Origin of the sequence: Streptomyces sp. NK08204 (assembly GCF_020400585.1) — a bacterium.
In the GTDB taxonomy this organism is placed as follows: Bacteria; Actinomycetota; Actinomycetes; order Streptomycetales; family Streptomycetaceae; genus Streptomyces.
In genome coordinates, this window is the sequence record NZ_JAINVF010000022.1 from 18,697 (window position 1) to 35,375 (window position 16,679).

At 71.1% G+C, this 16,679-nt stretch carries 16 protein-coding genes; 13 read left to right on the forward strand and 3 right to left on the reverse strand.

Features of this window, described 5'->3' with window-relative positions; all coding sequences use genetic code 11:
- Nucleotides 1-73 precede the first annotated feature (73 nt).
- The 7 genes from rsmD (at nt 74) to mutM (ending at nt 5,053) form a co-directional block, all read left to right on the forward strand.
- The gene (gene rsmD, locus K7G59_RS26555) at nt 74-661 is read left to right on the forward strand and encodes a 16S rRNA (guanine(966)-N(2))-methyltransferase RsmD (RefSeq protein WP_225838499.1); all 588 of its coding nucleotides are present in this window, start codon (nt 74-76) and stop codon (nt 659-661) included.
- Between the two features lie 26 nt (nt 662-687).
- On the forward strand, nt 688-1,167 hold the full coding sequence (coaD, locus tag K7G59_RS26560) for a pantetheine-phosphate adenylyltransferase (RefSeq protein WP_225838656.1): 480 nt from the start codon (nt 688-690) through the stop codon (nt 1,165-1,167).
- Between the two features lie 57 nt (nt 1,168-1,224).
- Nucleotides 1,225-2,334 (forward strand): cell division initiation protein, encoded by a 1,110-nt coding sequence (locus K7G59_RS26565; RefSeq protein ID WP_225838502.1) that lies wholly within the window; start codon nt 1,225-1,227, stop codon nt 2,332-2,334.
- 136 nt (nt 2,335-2,470) lie between these two features.
- Nucleotides 2,471-3,115 carry a DUF177 domain-containing protein gene (locus K7G59_RS26570; protein ID WP_225838504.1) on the forward strand — a complete coding sequence of 215 codons (645 nt, stop codon included), beginning with the start codon at nt 2,471-2,473 and terminating at the stop codon, nt 3,113-3,115.
- A 2-nt stretch (nt 3,116-3,117) separates the two neighbouring features.
- Nucleotides 3,118-3,291 (forward strand): 50S ribosomal protein L32, encoded by a 174-nt coding sequence (gene rpmF / locus K7G59_RS26575; RefSeq protein ID WP_003951102.1) that lies wholly within the window; start codon nt 3,118-3,120, stop codon nt 3,289-3,291.
- 8 nt (nt 3,292-3,299) lie between these two features.
- Nucleotides 3,300-4,112: a ribonuclease III gene (gene rnc / locus K7G59_RS26580; RefSeq protein WP_374114283.1), complete on the forward strand. Its 813-nt coding sequence runs from the start codon at nt 3,300-3,302 to the stop codon at nt 4,110-4,112.
- An 80-nt stretch (nt 4,113-4,192) separates the two neighbouring features.
- Entirely contained in the window at nt 4,193-5,053 is an 861-nt protein-coding gene (gene mutM, locus K7G59_RS26585; RefSeq protein ID WP_225838508.1) for a bifunctional DNA-formamidopyrimidine glycosylase/DNA-(apurinic or apyrimidinic site) lyase, read from the forward strand.
- Here mutM and K7G59_RS26590 read toward each other — a convergent pair.
- Nucleotides 5,026-5,421 (reverse strand): helix-turn-helix domain-containing protein, encoded by a 396-nt coding sequence (locus K7G59_RS26590; protein WP_225838510.1) that lies wholly within the window; start codon nt 5,419-5,421, stop codon nt 5,026-5,028. The two genes, mutM and K7G59_RS26590, sit on opposite strands and share 28 nt — an antisense overlap.
- Nucleotides 5,422-5,545: 124 nt before the next feature.
- On the opposite strand from K7G59_RS26590, the gene K7G59_RS26595 reads away from it, so the two are divergent.
- Nucleotides 5,546-6,130, forward strand: a complete 585-nt coding sequence (locus K7G59_RS26595) for a flavodoxin family protein (RefSeq protein ID WP_225838511.1) — start codon at nt 5,546-5,548, stop codon at nt 6,128-6,130.
- Nucleotides 6,131-6,163: 33 nt separating this feature from the next.
- On the opposite strand, the gene K7G59_RS26600 is transcribed toward K7G59_RS26595, so the two are convergent.
- The gene (locus K7G59_RS26600; protein ID WP_225838513.1) at nt 6,164-7,405 is read right to left on the reverse strand and encodes a CAP domain-containing protein; all 1,242 of its coding nucleotides are present in this window, start codon (nt 7,403-7,405) and stop codon (nt 6,164-6,166) included.
- 222 nt (nt 7,406-7,627) lie between these two features.
- Here K7G59_RS26600 and K7G59_RS26605 point away from each other — a divergent pair, with 222 nt between their 5' ends.
- The 5 genes from K7G59_RS26605 (at nt 7,628) to ftsY (ending at nt 15,446) form a co-directional block, all read left to right on the forward strand.
- Entirely contained in the window at nt 7,628-7,909 is a 282-nt protein-coding gene (locus K7G59_RS26605) for an acylphosphatase (RefSeq protein ID WP_225838514.1), read from the forward strand.
- A 381-nt stretch (nt 7,910-8,290) separates the two neighbouring features.
- Nucleotides 8,291-8,494, forward strand: coding sequence for a hypothetical protein (locus K7G59_RS26610; protein WP_023546484.1), 204 nt, complete (start codon nt 8,291-8,293; stop codon nt 8,492-8,494).
- A gap of 250 nt (nt 8,495-8,744) precedes the next feature.
- Nucleotides 8,745-12,299 (forward strand): chromosome segregation protein SMC, encoded by a 3,555-nt coding sequence (gene smc / locus K7G59_RS26615; RefSeq protein ID WP_225838516.1) that lies wholly within the window; start codon nt 8,745-8,747, stop codon nt 12,297-12,299.
- Between the two features lie 214 nt (nt 12,300-12,513).
- On the forward strand, nt 12,514-13,932 hold the full coding sequence (locus K7G59_RS26620) for a sugar porter family MFS transporter (protein ID WP_225838518.1): 1,419 nt from the start codon (nt 12,514-12,516) through the stop codon (nt 13,930-13,932).
- A 296-nt stretch (nt 13,933-14,228) separates the two neighbouring features.
- Nucleotides 14,229-15,446, forward strand: coding sequence for a signal recognition particle-docking protein FtsY (gene ftsY / locus K7G59_RS26625; RefSeq protein WP_225838520.1), 1,218 nt, complete (start codon nt 14,229-14,231; stop codon nt 15,444-15,446).
- A 144-nt stretch (nt 15,447-15,590) separates the two neighbouring features.
- Here the strand turns inward: ftsY and K7G59_RS26630 are convergent, their stop codons facing one another.
- Nucleotides 15,591-16,253: a bifunctional DNA primase/polymerase gene (locus K7G59_RS26630; protein WP_225838522.1), complete on the reverse strand. Its 663-nt coding sequence runs from the start codon at nt 16,251-16,253 to the stop codon at nt 15,591-15,593.
- Nucleotides 16,254-16,679: the final 426 nt, after the last annotated feature.

Below are 16,679 nucleotides of genomic sequence, written 5' to 3' on the forward strand. Positions count from 1 at the left end.
GCGGCTCCGCCGCGCGGGCGCGACCAGCCTGCCAAACTGGCTACAGAAAGCCACCCACGAAGAAGGACCCCACATGACCCGCGTGATCGCCGGCGCAGCCGGCGGACGCCGCCTCGCCGTCCCGCCGGGGACCGGCACCCGGCCGACATCGGACCGCGCACGCGAGGGGCTCTTCTCCACCTGGCAGTCCCTCCTCGGCGGCCCTCTGGAGGGCGAGCGGGTCCTCGATCTCTACGCCGGCTCCGGAGCCGTGGGGCTGGAGGCGCTGTCGCGGGGCGCCGGCCACACCCTCCTGGTCGAGGCGGACGCCCGCGCGGCCCGTGTCGTCCGGGAGAACGTGAAGAACCTGGGCCTGCCCGGCGCCGAGGTGCGAGCGGGCAAAGCGGAACAGATCATCAGAACCGTGCCCCCCGCCGAGCCGTACGACCTCGTCTTCCTGGACCCCCCGTACGCCGTCTCCGACGACGATCTTCGGGAGATTCTGCTCACACTCCGCTCGGAGGGCTGGCTCGCGGAAGAAGCACTCGTCACCGTGGAGCGCAGCACCAGAGGTGGTGAATTCCGCTGGCCGGACGGCTTCGAGGCCCTCCGGTCCCGTCGCTACGGCGAGGGAACGTTTTGGTACGGTCGCGCCGCCGCTACGTGCGAAGACGCACGATGACCGGACCGGAGAGCGAGGGAACACAAGTGCGCCGCGCCGTCTGCCCCGGGTCGTTCGACCCGATCACCAACGGACACCTCGACATCATCGCCCGCGCCTCGCGCCTGTACGACGAGGTCTACGTCGCGGTGATGATCAACCAGGCCAAGAAGGGCCTGTTCGGGATCGAGGAGCGGATCGAGCTGATCCGCGAGGTCACCGCCGACTACGGCAACGTCCGCGTCGAGTCCTTCCACGGCCTCCTCGTCGACTTCTGCAAGCAGCGCGACATCCCCGCCATCGTCAAGGGCCTGCGTGCGGTCAGCGACTTCGACTACGAACTCCAGATGGCCCAGATGAACAACGGCCTCACCGGCGTCGAAACGCTGTTCGTGCCCACCAACCCCACCTACAGCTTCCTCTCCTCCTCCCTGGTCAAGGAGGTCGCGGCCTGGGGCGGCGACGTCTCCCACCTGGTGCCGCCGGTGGTCCTGGACGCCCTGAACGAGCGCCTCCGCAAGGGCTGATGGGGCTACAGTCGTCCCGTCCGTCTCCAACACAGCTGTAGAGAGTGGCGAGCACAGGTGGACGTGCAGAAGAAGCTCGACGAGATCGTCTCCGCGGTCTCCAGCGCCCGGGCCATGCCGATGTCGGCATCGTGCGTGATCAACCGCGCCGAGCTGCTCGCGATGCTCGAAGAGGTGCGCCAGGCCCTGCCCGGCTCCCTCGCGCAGGCACAGGAGCTGATCGGCGATCGTGAGCAGACGCTCGAGCAGGCCCGCCTGGAAGCCGAGCGGATCATCGGGAACGCGCACGTCGAGCGCGGCTCGCTGATCTCCGACACGGAGATCGCCCGCCGCTCCCAGGCCGAGGCCGACCGGATCCTCGCCGAGGCCCGCAAGGAGGCCGAGGAGATCCGCGCCGAGGCCGACGACTACGTCGACTCCAAGCTCGCCAACTTCGAGGTGGTCCTCACCAAGACCCTCGGCTCGGTCGGCCGCGGCCGGGAGAAGCTCCTCGGCACCGGACCCGGACTCGACGAGAACGGCTACGAGGACGAGGACGCCCCCGAGCGCAGCCAGGACCCCGAGACCCTGCGGCACGACGCCGACGCGTACGTGGACGCCAAGCTCGGCGCCTTCGAGGCGGTGCTCGCCAAGACGCTGGAGGCCGTCGGCCGGGGCCGGCAGAAGCTGCACGGCCGGATCGCCACGGACGACCTCGGCGCTCTCGCCGCGGACACCACGACCTTCCAGCACTCCAGCGACGCCGACTACCTCGCCGACCTCGCGGCCCTGGCGGACGCCCCGGACGAGCGCCGGACCCAGTCGCAGCCGCAACAGCCGCAACAGCCGCAACAGCCACAGCAGTCGCCGTACGAGCAGCAGTCCGCCTACCCCCCCGCCCCCGGCTACGCTCCAGCGGGCGGCGCCCCCGTCGAGCAGCAGCCCGACCCGTACGCCGGCTACGCCGCCCAGCAGAGCCCCTACGGCTACCAGCAGGCGGATCCGTACGCCTACCAGGGTTATGACCCCCAGCAGGCCCCCTACGACCCGAACCAGGCCGCTCAGCAGGCGCAGCAGCCCCAGCAGCCGTCCCAGCAGGGCTACGCCCTGGACGAGACCAGCCTCTTCGACACCAGCATGATCAGCGCGGAGCAGCTGCGGGCCTACGAGCAGGGTCGCGGACTGTAGCCGGGAGAACCGGATTGGGCCCTGAGCAAAAGGTCCAGTATCCTGGCCCTTCGGTCGCGCATACGTCCGCGATCAACGCTGCCTGGGTGACACCCCCTGGGCGGTGTCCCTCCGAGTGTGAAGACCGAAAGCAGGAATGGCTTCCAACGCCCGCCTCGACCACCGCAACCCCCTCGTGATCGACACGCACGAGCTGGGTCGGCGTCCTGGTGCGCTGCAGCGCCTGACCCGCACGGTCGACGCCCCCGCGGACCTCGGTATCGCCGGGGTCGTCGGAGTGCCGGAAGGCACCCCGGTGGAACTCGAACTCCGCCTCGAGTCGGTCATGGAAGGGGTGCTTGTCACAGGCACCGCCCGTGCACGGGCCGAGGGGGAGTGCGTAAGGTGTCTGGAGCCGGTCGAGCTGACGCTCGAAGCGGACTTCCAGGAGATGTTCTCGTACCCTGACGCCGACGACCGGGGCCGCGTGATCGCGGAGCCGGGCGACGACGCCGAGGACGACGAGGGCAGGCTCTTCATCGAGGACGGTCTGATCGACCTCGAACCTCTGCTGCGCGATGCGGTGGTGCTCGCACTGCCGATGCAGCCGGTGTGCCAGGAAGACTGCCCGGGTCTGTGCTCCGAGTGCGGAGCGCGGCTCGCGGACGACCCGGACCACCACCACGACGCCGTCGACATCCGTTGGGCGGCTTTGCAGGGACTCGCCGGTTCGATGACGGACGGCGAGAAGGACGAGATGAGCGGCGCCGAAGCGGGCGTCGACGAGAAGCAGGAGAAGTAGCCGTGGCTGTTCCGAAGCGGAAGATGTCGCGCAGCAACACGCGCCACCGCCGGTCGCAGTGGAAGGCTGCGGTCCCCACCCTGGTTGCGTGCGAGCGCTGCCACGAGCCCAAGCAGCAGCACATCGCGTGCCCGTCTTGCGGCACCTACAACAAGCGCCAGGTCCTCGAAGTCTGAGCGGGCTGGTGAGAGGCACTGTGTCCAGTCCCAAGAAGGCGACGGAAAACCAGGCCTCGTCCCACACGCTTCTGGAAGGGCGGCTCGGCTACCAGGTCGAGTCCGCCCTTCTGGTGCGCGCGCTGACCCACCGTTCCTACGCGTACGAGAACGGCGGTCTGCCGACGAACGAGCGGCTGGAGTTCCTCGGGGACTCCGTGCTCGGCCTCGTCGTCACGGACACGCTGTACCGCATCCACCCCGACCTGCCCGAGGGCCAGCTGGCCAAGCTCCGGGCCGCGGTGGTCAACTCGCGTGCGCTGGCGGAGGTCGGCCGTGGCCTCGACCTGGGCTCCTTCATCCGGCTCGGCCGCGGTGAAGAGGGAACGGGCGGCCGGGACAAGGCGTCCATCCTCGCCGACACCCTGGAAGCGGTGATCGGCGCGGTCTATCTCGATCAGGGCCTCGACGCGGCGTCCGAGCTGGTGCACCGGCTCTTCGACCCGCTGATCGAGAAGTCCTCCAACCTCGGAGCCGGCCTGGACTGGAAGACCAGTCTGCAGGAGCTGACCGCGACCGAAGGACTCGGCGTGCCCGAGTACCTGGTCACGGAGACCGGCCCCGATCACGAGAAGACCTTCACTGCTGCCGCCCGCGTCGGAGGCGTCTCGTACGGCACCGGCACCGGCCGCAGCAAGAAGGAGGCGGAGCAGCAGGCCGCCGAGTCCGCCTGGCGGTCCATCCGCGCGGCGGCGGACGAGCGTGCCAAGGTGGTCAAGGAGCCCATCAAGGAGACGGCCGACGAGGCCGTCAAGGGCGACGACACGCCTGCCACCGCCTGACAGAGCACCACCGAGCGCCCGCCCCGCCCTGTGCGCCGGGGCGGGCGCTCGGTTCGTCCCACGGTCGGTAGGGGGTCCCGATGCCCGAGTTGCCCGAGGTCGAGGTCGTCCGGCGCGGACTGGAGCGGTGGATCGCCCAACGCACCGTCGCCGACGCCGAGGTGTTGCACCCGCGTGCCGTCCGCCGGCACATCGCCGGTGCCGACGACTTCGTACACCGCCTCAAGGGCCACCGCATCGGCACGCCCAGCCGGCGCGGCAAGTACCTGTGGCTGCCGCTGACGGACACGAGCCAGTCGGTCCTGGCCCACCTCGGCATGAGCGGCCAGCTGCTGGTGCAGCCGCACGCGGCGCCGGACGAGAAGCACCTGCGCATCCGTGTCCGCTTCGCCGACACCCTGGGCACGGAACTCCGCTTCGTCGACCAGCGCACCTTCGGCGGGCTGTCGCTGCACGACAACACCCCCGACGGACTGCCGGAGGTCATCGCGCACATCGCCCGCGACCCTCTCGACCCGCTGTTCGACGACGAGGCCTTCCACCAGGCCCTGCGGCGCAGGCGGACCACCGTCAAACGGGCCCTGCTGGACCAGTCGTTGATCAGCGGGGTCGGCAACATCTACGCGGACGAGGCCCTCTGGCGCGCCCGCATCCACTACGAACGCCCGACGGCGAACCTCACCCGCCCGGTCACCGCCCAGCTCCTCGGCCATGTCCGGGACGTGATGAACGCGGCCCTCGCCGTCGGCGGCACCAGCTTCGACAGCCTGTACGTCAACGTGAACGGTGAATCGGGCTACTTCGACCGCTCCCTGGACGCCTACGGCCGCGAGGACCTTCCCTGCCGCCGCTGCGCGACCCCCATACGCCGCCGCCCCTGGATGAACCGGTCCAGCTACTTCTGCCCGAGGTGTCAGAGGGCGCCACGCGTCTCGTCGTAACGTGCGCGGGCCGCGAGGACGTCGTCCATCGCGCCCTCCACGCAGTGGATGAGCGCGAGCAGCCGTTCGGCGACCGAGCGGCCCAGGGGAGTCAGTTGGTAGTCGACGCGGGGCGGGTTGGTGGGCTGCGCGTCGCGGTGCACCAAGCCGTCGCGTTCCAGCGCGTGCAGCGTCTGGGACAGCATCTTCTCGCTCACCCCGTCGACCCGCCGGCGCAGCTCGTTGAAGCGCAGCGAGCCCTCGTACAGCGCGCCCAGCGTGAGTCCGCCCCAGCGGCCGGTGACGTGCTCCAGCGTGTTGCGCGAGGGGCATGCCTTGGCGAAGACGTCGTAGGCGAGGTCGTCCTGGTCCTGGGTGCTGGCCGTCATGACCCCAGGGTAGGCGACCGCAGCGCTAACCGCCAGGTTGCACTAACTCATGGTTAGTGCTTTCCTGTGGTCACTGCCGCTGAGCTGCCTGTTCGGCGTGCTGACGTGATGTCGAGGAGTAACCGTGACCATCCCTGTCGTTTCCATCGCCTACCACTCCGGCTACGGCCACACCGCCGTCCTCGCCGAGGCCGTCCGCAACGGCGCCGCCGACACGGGTGCCGAGGTGCATCTGATCAAGGTGGACGAGATCACCGACGAGCAGTGGGAGACGCTGGACCGCTCCGACGCGATCGTCTTCGGCTCGCCCACCTACATGGGCACCGCCTCCGGTGCCTTCCACGTCTTCGCCGAGGCGACCTCGAAGCGCTGGTTCGGGCAGGACTGGAAGGACAAGCTGGCCGCGGGCTTCACCAACTCCGGCTCCAAGAGCGGCGACAAGCTGCACACCCTGCAGTTCTTCCAGATCCTCGCCGCCCAGCACGGCATGAACTGGGTCAACCTCGGCCTGCACCCCGGCTGGAACAACAGCGCGGGCTCCGAGAACGACCTCAACCGCCTCGGCGTCTTCGCGGGCGCGGCGGCCCAGACCAACGTGGACGAGGGTCCGGACGCCGTGCACAAGTCCGACATCGCCACGGCCGAGCACCTGGGCCGGCGAGTGGCCGAGGCGGCGCAGATCTTCACCCGGGGTCGCGCGGCCGCGTAAGGACGGTACGGCTCAGGCCCGGCCGCGGCTGTCTCAGGAGCCGAAGTCCTGTGTCCACCAGGGGCCGCCCGGCCCCAGGTGCACACCCACACCGAGGGTCTTGAAGCCGCAGTTCAGGATGTTCGCGCGGTCTCCGGGGCTGTTCATCCAGGCCGCCATCACCGCCGCCGGATCCGCCTGGCCGCGGGCTATGTTCTCGCCGCCGAGGCCGGTTATGCCGGCCTTCGCGGCCCGGTCCCACGGGGTGAGGCCGTCCGGGCCGGTGTGGCCGAAGAAGTTCCGCGCGGCCATGTCGTCGCTGAACGTCTCGGCCAGCCCGGTCAGCGAGGAGTTCGCCGCCAGCGGGCTGCACCCGGCCTTCGCCCGCTCGTCGTTCACCAGCTTCAGCACCTGCGCCTCGACAGCGGCCCGGGGCGACACCGTCACCGGCACGGAGGTCTGCGCGGGTGCCGTCGTCGCCGGACGCGAAGGGGGCCTGACGGGCCTCGCCGGGGACGGGGCCGTCGCCGTCGGCTTCTTGGGCGCATTGGGCGCCTTGGGTGTCGGCTTCCTGGGCGCCGGCTTCGACGGGGTTGGCGACGGCGAGGCGGACGCGGAGACCGACGCGGAGGCGGAGGTGGCCGTGGAGACGGATGTGGCGACAGACGTGGAGGCGGATGTGGAGGCGGACGCGGCGGCCGCCGTGGACGCCGAAGCGGACGCCGAAGCGGACGGGGCCGGCGCACTCGTCGAGCGGTGGGTTCCCGCGCGGCCCGTCGTACCGCCGCGTCGGCTCCCGGCGTCGCCGGAGGTACCGCCCTGCGCCGTGGCCCTGTTGCCGACGGAGGCCTCGGCCCGCACCCGGTCACCACCGACGGCGCTCGTCGCACCGCCGAGCCTGAAGCTCTCCAGCCCGGGCACCACGCCGGTGGTCACGGCGATCGCGCCGAAGGCGAGCGCCACGGACGCGCCGAGCAGACGCATGCGCACCGGCTTCGCGCCCCTCTTCCTGCGCCACTGAGCGCGGAAGGAGGCATGGGCGCGAGCCGGGCCGCCGGCTCCGGGGGCGTCGGGGACCGGGTCCTCGGCCGTCGCGTACAGGTACGCCGCGCTCCTGGCGTTGGCCTCGGCGTACGCGCCGGTGTTCAGATACGGCGTGATGCCCACGGGCCGGTGCTCGCCCGCGTACGAGTCCTGCGGGACGTCGCTCCCCGTGCCGGGGACCTGCGTGCGCGTCACCCCCGCGGCGCGGCCCTTGGCGGGGCGGCCGGCGGCGGAGCGTCGGTGGCGTCCCATGTCCTTGCCCTTTTCCTCGTGCTCGCGGTCGACCCGGCGTCCGGCGTCCGGCGCCCGACGCTCGCGTCCGGCGGTCGGCGCTCCGTGGCGAGTGACTCCTTCTGGCCGACCCGGCTCACTCGATCGAGTGAGTTTCATATGAGATGCATCGAATGGGGACGGTACCGCATGGTGCCGAGGCCGGAAGTGTGCCGAGCGACACCAGCCGGTTAGGTTGCACCCATGAGCGAGGAAGTACGGCTGGTCGCCTGGGTCCGCGGATACGTGCAGGGCGTGGGTTTCCGCTGGTTCACGCGTGCCAAGGCGCTGGAGATCGGCGGTCTGAGTGGTTTTGCTCTCAATCTGGACGACGGACGCGTCCAGGTGGTCGCCGAGGGAGCCCGCGAGGGCTGCGAGGGGCTGCTCGACTGGCTCCAGTGCGGCGACACGCCCGGACGCGTGGAGGGTGTCACCGAGATCTGGGACACACCCCGGGGCGGCTACGACGGCTTCGCCATCCGCTGATCCTTCCCCGCCGGACCCGTCGAGCCGTCGTGCGAAGGCCGCCGGAGGGTACCCACCGAGAGCGGAAATGGCCTGGTGGTTGCCAAGAACAGCTCGGCGTGGCAGGCTCCGCAGGTACAGAAGATCGCCACGCCCTACGGGCCCCGCTGGAGTCGCAGCGCCGCCGTTTCTCCGGCCGCGCACCCGGGTTCGCCCCCAATACAGGGCGTGATCGTGTTGACCGTCAAACTTTTTGGTGAGACGCTGAAAGCCCCGCGCACCTGAGCTGTTTGGCATGGAGCAACAGCAGAGCAACACTCGGATGTGCCAAGCACCGCGGGTGCTAATCCCTCACGACCCACACCGCATCGGTCGGTCACTCATTGTGGAGGACCATCCATCATGGCAAAGGCGCTTCTCGGTTACGTCGGCGGCTCCGACCCTCGACTCCTCGCCGAGATGCGACGGCTGCAGCAGCGCGTCCAGGACCTCGAATCCGAGCTGGTACGGATCCAGGCGGAGAACGACGCGCTGACGGCTGCCGCCTCTCAGGACAGGATCATGGAGAGCATCGACGCACACCAGGCGGAGCCTGCGCTCACCTGATCGCTGCATCGCTCCACGACAGCAGCAGCGGTTGGGCTGCCCGTATCAACCGCACAGTTGCCAGAGTTGCAAGGGACGCTTCGGCGTCCCTTCGTTCTTTGCCCCGCTCGTTCTCTTTCCCCCGCGCACTTTCCCCCGCGCATCCTTTCACTCTCTTAACGTCTGGTGTGCCCTGCATGTTCAACGGTGAAACCGCGGGGTTGCGGGCATTCATGGAGTGAGTTAGGCGCGGCGGGTAGAGTCCAGCGGCGTGCACCTCAAGGCCCTGACCCTGCGCGGCTTCAAGTCGTTCGCCTCGGCGACCACGCTCCGGTTCGAGCCGGGGATCACCTGCGTGGTCGGACCGAACGGCTCGGGCAAGTCCAACGTCGTCGACGCCCTCAGCTGGGTCATGGGTGAGCAGGGCGCCAAGTCGCTGCGCGGCGGCAAGATGGAGGACGTCATCTTCGCCGGCACCACCGGGCGCCCGCCGCTCGGCCGCGCCGAGGTGTCCCTGACCATCGACAACTCCGACGGCGCCCTGCCCATCGAGTACGCCGAGGTCACCATCACGCGGATCATGTTCCGCAACGGCGGCAGCGAGTACCAGATCAACGGCGACACCTGCCGTCTGCTGGACATCCAGGAACTGCTCTCCGACTCCGGCATCGGCCGCGAGATGCACGTCATCGTCGGCCAGGGCCAGCTCGACTCCGTCCTGCACGCCGATCCCATGGGCCGCCGCGCCTTCATCGAGGAGGCGGCCGGTGTCCTCAAGCACCGCAAGCGCAAGGAGAAGGCGCTGCGGAAGCTGGACGCGATGCAGGCCAACCTCGCGCGCGTGCAGGACCTCACGGACGAACTGCGCCGCCAGCTCAAGCCGCTCGGCCGCCAGGCCGCCGTCGCGCGCCGGGCCGCCGTCATCCAGGCCGACCTGCGCGACGCCCGCCTGCGGCTGCTCGCCGACGACCTGGTACGACTGCGCGAGGCACTCAAGGCCGAGATCGCCGACGAGGCCGTGCTCAAGGACCGCAAGGAAGCCGCCGAGCAGGAGCTGAAGAAGGCCGTCCAGCGCGAGGCCCTGCTGGAGGACGAGGTACGGCGGCTCACGCCCCGCCTCCAGCGCGCCCAGCAGACCTGGTACGAGCTGTCCCAGCTGGCCGAGCGCGTACGCGGCACCGTCTCGCTGGCCGACGCCCGGCTCAAGAGCGCCACCTCCGCGCCCCCGGAGGAACGGCGCGGCCGTGACCCCGAGGACCTGGAGCGCGAGGCCGCCCGCGTCCGCGAGCAGGAGGCCGAGCTGGAGGCGGCACTGGAGGCAGCCCAGCGCGCCCTGGACGACACGGTCGCCCACCGTGCCGAGCTGGAGCGTGAACTGGCCGTCGAGGAGCGCCGGCTGAAGGATGCCGCCCGCGCCATCGCCGACCGCCGCGAGGGCCTGGCCCGTCTGTCCGGGCAGGTCAACGCGGCTCGCTCGCGCGCCGCGTCCGCCCAGGCCGAGATCGACCGGCTGGCCGCCGCCCGCGACGAGGCCCAGCAGCGAGCCGTACAGGCCCAGGAGGCGTACGAGGTCCTGAAGGCCGAGGTCGACGGCCTGGACGCCGACGACGCCGACCTCTCCGAGCAGCACGAGGCCGCCCGGCGGCGGCTCGCGGAGGCGGAAGCCACGCTGAGCGCGGCCCGCGAGGCGGCCACCGCGGCCGAACGGCGCCGCGCGGCCACCCAGGCCCGCCACGAGGCGCTGGCGCTGGGCCTTCGCCGCAAGGACGGCAGCGGAATACTGCTCGGCGCACGGGACCGGCTCACCGGTGTGCTGGGCCCGGCCGCGGAACTGCTGACGGTGAGCCCTGGCCACGAGGTCGCCCTCGCCGCCGCCTTCGGCGCGGCGGCGGACGCCGTCGCGGTGACGACCCCTGCCTCGGCGGTCGAGGCGATCAGACTCCTGCGCAAGGAGGACGGGGGCAGGGCGGCCCTGGTGCTCGGCGGTGCTCCCGACGACGTCACGCAACCCCGGCGCCCCGACAGACACCCGTTCGCGGCGGACCTGGTGCGCGGCCCCGACGAGCTCATGCCCGCCGTACGGCGGCTGCTGCGCGGGATCGTCGTCGTGGGCACCCTCGAAGACGCCGAGGACCTGGTCCACGCGCACCCCGAGCTGACCGCCGTCACCGCCGAGGGCGACCTGCTCGGCGCTCACTTCGCGCACGGCGGGTCCGCCGGGGCGCCCAGTCTGCTGGAGGTGCAGGCCTCCGTGGACGAGGCCGCGGCGGAGCTCGCGGAACTGGCCGTGCGCTGCGAGGAACTCGCCGAGGCGCAGCACGCGGCGGCCGAACGGCGCACGGAGGCCGCCGCGCTGGTGGAGGAGCTGGGGGAGCGGCGCCGGGCCGCCGACCGGGAGAAGTCCGCCGTCGCACAGCAGCTGGGGCGGCTCGCCGGGCAGGCGCGCGGGGCCGCCGGGGAGGCCGAGCGGTCCGCCGCGGCTGCGTCGCGAGCCCAGGAGGCGCTGGAGAAGGCCGTACTGGAGGCGGAGGAGCTGGCCGAGCGGCTGGCCGTCGCCGAGGAGATGCCGGTGGAGGAGGAGCCGGACACCTTTGCGCGCGACCGGCTCGCGGCCGACGGCGCCAACGCACGGCAGACCGAGATGGAGGCCCGCCTCCAGGTCCGTACGCACGAGGAGCGGGTCAAGGGGCTGGCCGGCCGGGCCGACTCCCTCGACCGGGCCGCCCGCGCCGAACGCGAGGCACGCGCGCGGGCCGAGCAGCGGCGGGCCCGGCTGCGGCACGAGGCGGCCGTCGCGGAGGCCGTCGCCTCCGGTGCCCGGCAGCTGCTCGCGCACGTCGAGGTCTCGCTCGCCCGCGCCGAGCGGGAGCGGGCCGCCGCCGAGTCCGCGAAGGCCAGGCGCGAGCAGGAGCTGGCCGCCGCGCGCACGGCCGGGCGTGAGCTGAAGTCCGAACTGGACAAGTTGACGGACTCGGTGCACCGCGGCGAGGTGCTCGGCGCCGAGAAGCGGCTGCGGATCGAGCAGCTGGAGACCAGGGCGCTGGAGGAGCTGGGCGTCGAACCGGCGGGGCTGGTGGCCGAGTACGGCCCGCACCAGCCCGTGCCCCCCTCGCCGCCAGCCGAGGGCGAGGAGCTGCCCGAGGACCCCGAGCACCCGCGCAACCAGCCGAAGCCCTTTGCACGAGCCGAGCAGGAGAAGCGGCTCAAGACCGCCGAGCGGGCCTACCAGCAGCTCGGCAAGGTCAACCCGCTGGCGCTGGAGGAGTTCGCCGCCCTGGAGGAGCGGCACAAGTTCCTCAGCGAGCAGCTGGAGGACCTGAAGAAGACCCGCGCCGACCTGCTCCAGGTGGTGAAGGAGGTCGACGAACGCGTCGAACAGGTCTTCACCGAGGCCTACCGGGACACCGCCCGCGAGTTCGAAGGCGTCTTCAGCCGGCTCTTCCCGGGTGGTGAGGGGCGGCTCGTCCTCACCGACCCCGGCAACATGCTCTCCACGGGCGTCGACGTCGAGGCGCGTCCCCCGGGCAAGAAGGTCAAGCGGCTCTCCCTGCTGTCCGGCGGCGAGCGGTCGCTGACAGCCGTCGCGCTGCTGGTGTCGATCTTCAAGGCCCGGCCCAGCCCGTTCTACGTCATGGACGAGGTCGAAGCCGCCCTGGACGACACCAACCTCCAGCGGCTGATCCGGATCATGCAGGAGCTGCAGGAGACCTCGCAGCTCATCGTGATCACGCACCAGAAGCGCACGATGGAGGTCGCCGACGCACTGTACGGCGTCTCCATGCAGGGTGACGGCGTCTCGAAGGTCATCTCCCAGCGGCTTCGCTAGCCCCTCTCAGTGCTCCCTCTCAAGATCACTTAACGCACATTCAAGAAGTGAACATGGCGCGGCTGGCCGTATCTCAAAACTCACACCTGTCGGGGTATTGACTTCGAAACTTGAAGGCATAGTCTCTGCAACGTTCCATTTACCTTCAGGTGTCACCACCTGGGAGGGCTCACCCCCACCCCGGCAGCGTTGCCGCGGCCCGAGGAGATACACGTTGACCAGCACAGTGCAGGCACATCAGCCAGGTGCCAGGAGGGCTCAGCCCGAACATCTCGGACACGTCATCTTCATCGCGGCTGCCGCTGCCATGGGCGGCTTCCTCTTCGGCTACGACAGCTCCGTGATCAACGGCGCCGTCGAGGCGATCCGCGACCGTTACGACATCGGCTCCGCGGCCCTCGCCCAGGTCATCGCCATCGCCCTGATCGGCTGTGCCGTCGGCGCCGCGACCGCCGGACGCATCGCCGACCGGATCGGCCGCATCCGCTGCATGCAGATCGCCGCCGTCCTGTTCACGGTCAGCGCCGTCGGCTCCGCGCTGCCCTTCGCGCTGTGGGACTTCGCCCTGTGGCGCATCGTCGGCGGGTTCGCCATCGGCATGGCCTCCGTCATCGGCCCCGCCTACATCGCCGAGGTCGCCCCGCCCGCCTACCGCGGCCGGCTCGGCTCCTTCCAGCAGGCCGCCATCGTCGTCGGCATCGCCATCTCCCAGCTGGTCAACTGGGGCGTGCTCAACGCCGCCGGCGGCAACCAGCGAGGCCACCTGATGGGCCTGGAGGCCTGGCAGGTCATGCTCGGTGTCATGGTCGTCCCGGCCGTTCTGTACGGGATGCTCTCCTTCGCGATCCCCGAGTCCCCGCGCTTCCTGCTCTCCGTCGGCAGGCGCGACCGCGCCCGGGAGATCCTCGCCGAGGTCGAGGGCAAGGACGTCGACCTGGACGCCCGCGTCGCCGAGATCGAGCACGCCATGAAGAGCGAGCACAGCTCCGCCTTCAGGGACCTGCTCGGCGGCGGCTTCTTCTTCAAGCCGATCGTCTGGATCGGCATCGGCCTGTCGGTCTTCCAGCAGTTCGTCGGCATCAACGTCGCGTTCTACTACTCCTCGACGCTGTGGCAGTCGGTCGGCGTCGACCCGACGGACTCGTTCTTCTACTCCTTCACGACGTCGATCATCAACATCGTCGGCACCGTGATCGCGATGATCTTCGTGGACCGCGTCGGCCGCAAGCCGCTCGCGCTCATCGGCTCCGTCGGCATGGCCGTCGGTCTCGCGCTGGAGGCCTGGGCGTTCAGCCACCACCTGGTCGACGGCAAGCTGCCCGCCATCCAGGGCTGGACCGCCCTGGTCGCCGCCCACCTGTTCGTCCTCTTCTTCGCCCTGTCCTGGGGTGTGGTCGTCTGGGTCATGCTCGGTGAGATGTTCCCGAACAAGATCCGCGCCGCAGCCCTGGGCGTGGCCGCCGCCGCGCAGTGGATCGCCAACTGGGCCATCACCGCGAGCTTCCCGTCGCTGGCCGACTGGAACCTGTCCGGCACGTACGTGATCTACGCGGCGTTCGCCGCGCTCTCCGTCCCGTTCGTCATGAAGTTCGTCAAGGAGACGAAGGGCAAGGCGCTGGAGGAGATGGGCTGAGCCTCGTAAGAGGCCCTCGACCCGAGGAGAAGGGCCAAGTCCCCGCTGCCCCTCTCCTCGCACCTTCCGACGCCCCCGCTCGGCCACTGCCCGAGCGGGGGCGTCGGGCTTTCTCGGGGAGAGGGCGCCCAGGGGGTGGGGGAGGGGACGCGCGATGACTCTACGCGCGTCAACCGACGCATCGCCGCCGTGCTTTGCTCCCCCTGTGCGCCTTACGAGGCCTTTGCGTCCTGGACGAAACCACAAGCGGCCGGAAACCGGGCCTGCGGGAGGCGATGGCCGATACTGGACGCGTTATGGAAACCGTCATCCTTGCTGTAGTCATCGCCGTGGTCGTGCTCGGCGCGCTCGGCGGGCTCATCGTCGCCAGCCGGCGCACGAAGTCGCTGCCCCCGCCACCGCCCGCCGCGCCCGACATCACCGCGCCCCCGGCCGAGCCGCACGTCGGCGAAGAGGCCGAGACACCGCGCGAAGAACCGCGCCGGACGATCGAGGAGGTGGATCTCCCCGACGGCTCTGCCCCGGTCGCCGTCGAGGAGCCCCCCGCTGGCCCCTCTCTGCTCGAAGAGGTGCCCGCGCTCGAGATCCCGGAGCCCACCGCCGGGCGGCTCGTCCGCCTGCGCGCCCGCCTCTCCCGCTCGCAGAACGCCCTCGGCAAGGGCCTGCTGACCCTGCTCTCCCGCGAGCACCTCGACGACGAGACCTGGGAGGAGATCGAGGACACGCTGCTCACCGCCGACGTCGGCGTGCAGCCCACCCAGGAGCTGGTCGAACGGCTGCGCGAGCGCGTCAAGGTGCTCGGCACCCGCACCCCGCAGGAACTGCGCGGCCTGCTGCGCGAGGAGCTGCTCGGGCTCATCGGCACCGCCGCCGACCGTACGGTCAGGACCGAGCCGGAGGACCGCAAGCCCGGCATCGTGATGGTCGTCGGCGTCAACGGCACCGGCAAGACCACCACCACCGGCAAGCTCGCGCGCGTGCTCGTGGCCGACGGCCGCACCGTCGTCCTCGGCGCCGCCGACACCTTCCGCGCCGCCGCCGCCGACCAGCTCCAGACCTGGGGCGAGCGCGTCGGCGCCTACACCGTGCGCGGGCCGGAGGGCGGCGACCCCGCCTCCGTGGCCTTCGACGCGGTCAAGGAAGGCAAGGAGATGGGGGTCGACGTCGTCCTCATCGACACCGCCGGCCGCCTGCACACCAAGACCGGCCTCATGGACGAGCTGGGCAAGGTCAAGCGCGTGGTCGAGAAGCACGCGCCGCTGGACGAGGTGCTGCTCGTCCTGGACGCCACCACCGGCCAGAACGGTCTGGTGCAGGCCCGGGTGTTCGCCGAGGTCGTGGACATCACCGGCATCGTGCTGACCAAGCTCGACGGCACCGCCAAGGGCGGCATCGTCATCGCCGTCCAGCGCGAGCTGGGCGTGCCGGTCAAGCTGGTCGGCCTCGGCGAGGGCTCGGACGACCTGGCGCCGTTCGAGCCGGAGGCGTTCGTGGACGCGCTGATCGGGGAGTAGGCACAGCCGGACCGGCCCTGCGAAGCGATGCTCGGACCGTGTGAGGCGCCCGCCCCCGGGTACGGTGGGGGACCGGGCGCTTCGCCTTGTGCGGCGGCGGCGGCGGTCGGGCGGGTACGGCGTCGCTTGGCTCTCGTACGGCGGCTACGCCCGCGCCCGCGACCGGTGCGCCACGTACGCCAGTGTGCCCAGCAGCAGCCGGGCCGCCGGAGGCCTGGCCGTCGTGTCCAGGACGGGCGGACGCAGCCAGCGCACCGGGCCCAGGCCGCCCCGGTCCGAGGGCGGCGCGGTGATGTGCGTGCCGGGGCCGAGGCCGCGCAGGTCCAGGGCGGCGGGGTCGTCCCAGCCGAGGCGGTACAGCAGCCGGGGGAGCTCAGCGGCGGCGCCGGGCGCGACGAAGAACTGGGCGCGGCCCTCCGGGGTGGCGGTGACCGGGCCGAGCGGCAGCCCCATCCGTTCGAGGCGGACCAGGGCGCGCCGGCCGGCGGGCTCCGAGACCTCGATGACGTCGAACGCGCGGCCGACCGGGAGCATCACCGAGGCGCCCGGGAACTCGGCCCAGGCCCTGGTCGCCTCGTCCAGCGTGGCCCCGGCCGGCGTCTGCGGGGCGAACTCCAGCGGATGCGCGCCCGGCGCCCGGCAGTCGGCGCGCCCGCACGAGCAGACGCCCGCCGCGGCCCGTGCGCCCGGCACCACGTCCCAGCCCCACAGCCCCGTGAACTCGGCAACGGTGGTGCACTCCGAGGGTCGGCCGCGCCTGCGCGTGCCGGAGCGGATCTCGCGGATGCCGCCGATCGTGAAGCCCATGCCCCCTCCAACGGGTCCAGCGCGCCGGTGGTTACGACACGGAACGGGGCGGAAGCGGAACGTGACGTCATGGCTCCGCTTCCCCGCGTCCCGGCGAGGTGAAGGCGGCGCTTTGAAGTGTGCTGGGTGGTGCAGCGGGCGCCACGCGCCCTTGCGTGCATCACTCCACCCACTCCCCGTTCGTCCTATGTCAAGTGAATCGCGCGGAGGCGACCGTGAGTTCATTCGAAGGGGTGGCGAATGGTGGCGTTTCCGTGAACGCCATGGCTGAGCGGGTGATCGTGGGATTACTGTGAGTGTGTGAAGCCTTGGGGGCGCATGCACTCGTGGGTATGCCGGAGGCAAGTCGTCAGCCCGTTCGAAGGGTGAGAGTGTGGGGACGGCAGGCCGCATCCACCGACATTCTGATAGGGCTTTGCGCACTCG

Excerpts from the sequence above, each read along its gene's own strand:
- K7G59_RS26590 (WP_225838510.1), bottom strand. The coding sequence starts at position 5,421 with ATGACGGCCAGCACCCAGGACCAGGACGACCTCGCCTACGACGTCTTC.
- K7G59_RS26600 (WP_225838513.1), bottom strand. The coding sequence starts at position 7,405 with ATGGGACGCCACCGACGCTCCGCCGCCGGCCGCCCCGCCAAGGGCCGC.
- K7G59_RS26610 (WP_023546484.1), top strand. The coding sequence starts at position 8,291 with ATGGCAAAGGCGCTTCTCGGTTACGTCGGCGGCTCCGACCCTCGACTC.
- K7G59_RS26570 (WP_225838504.1), top strand. The coding sequence starts at position 2,471 with ATGGCTTCCAACGCCCGCCTCGACCACCGCAACCCCCTCGTGATCGAC.
- rsmD (WP_225838499.1), top strand. The coding sequence starts at position 74 with ATGACCCGCGTGATCGCCGGCGCAGCCGGCGGACGCCGCCTCGCCGTC.
- mutM (WP_225838508.1), top strand. The coding sequence starts at position 4,193 with ATGCCCGAGTTGCCCGAGGTCGAGGTCGTCCGGCGCGGACTGGAGCGG.
- K7G59_RS26605 (WP_225838514.1), top strand. The coding sequence starts at position 7,628 with ATGAGCGAGGAAGTACGGCTGGTCGCCTGGGTCCGCGGATACGTGCAG.
- ftsY (WP_225838520.1), top strand. The coding sequence starts at position 14,229 with ATGGAAACCGTCATCCTTGCTGTAGTCATCGCCGTGGTCGTGCTCGGC.
- K7G59_RS26630 (WP_225838522.1), bottom strand. The coding sequence starts at position 16,253 with ATGGGCTTCACGATCGGCGGCATCCGCGAGATCCGCTCCGGCACGCGC.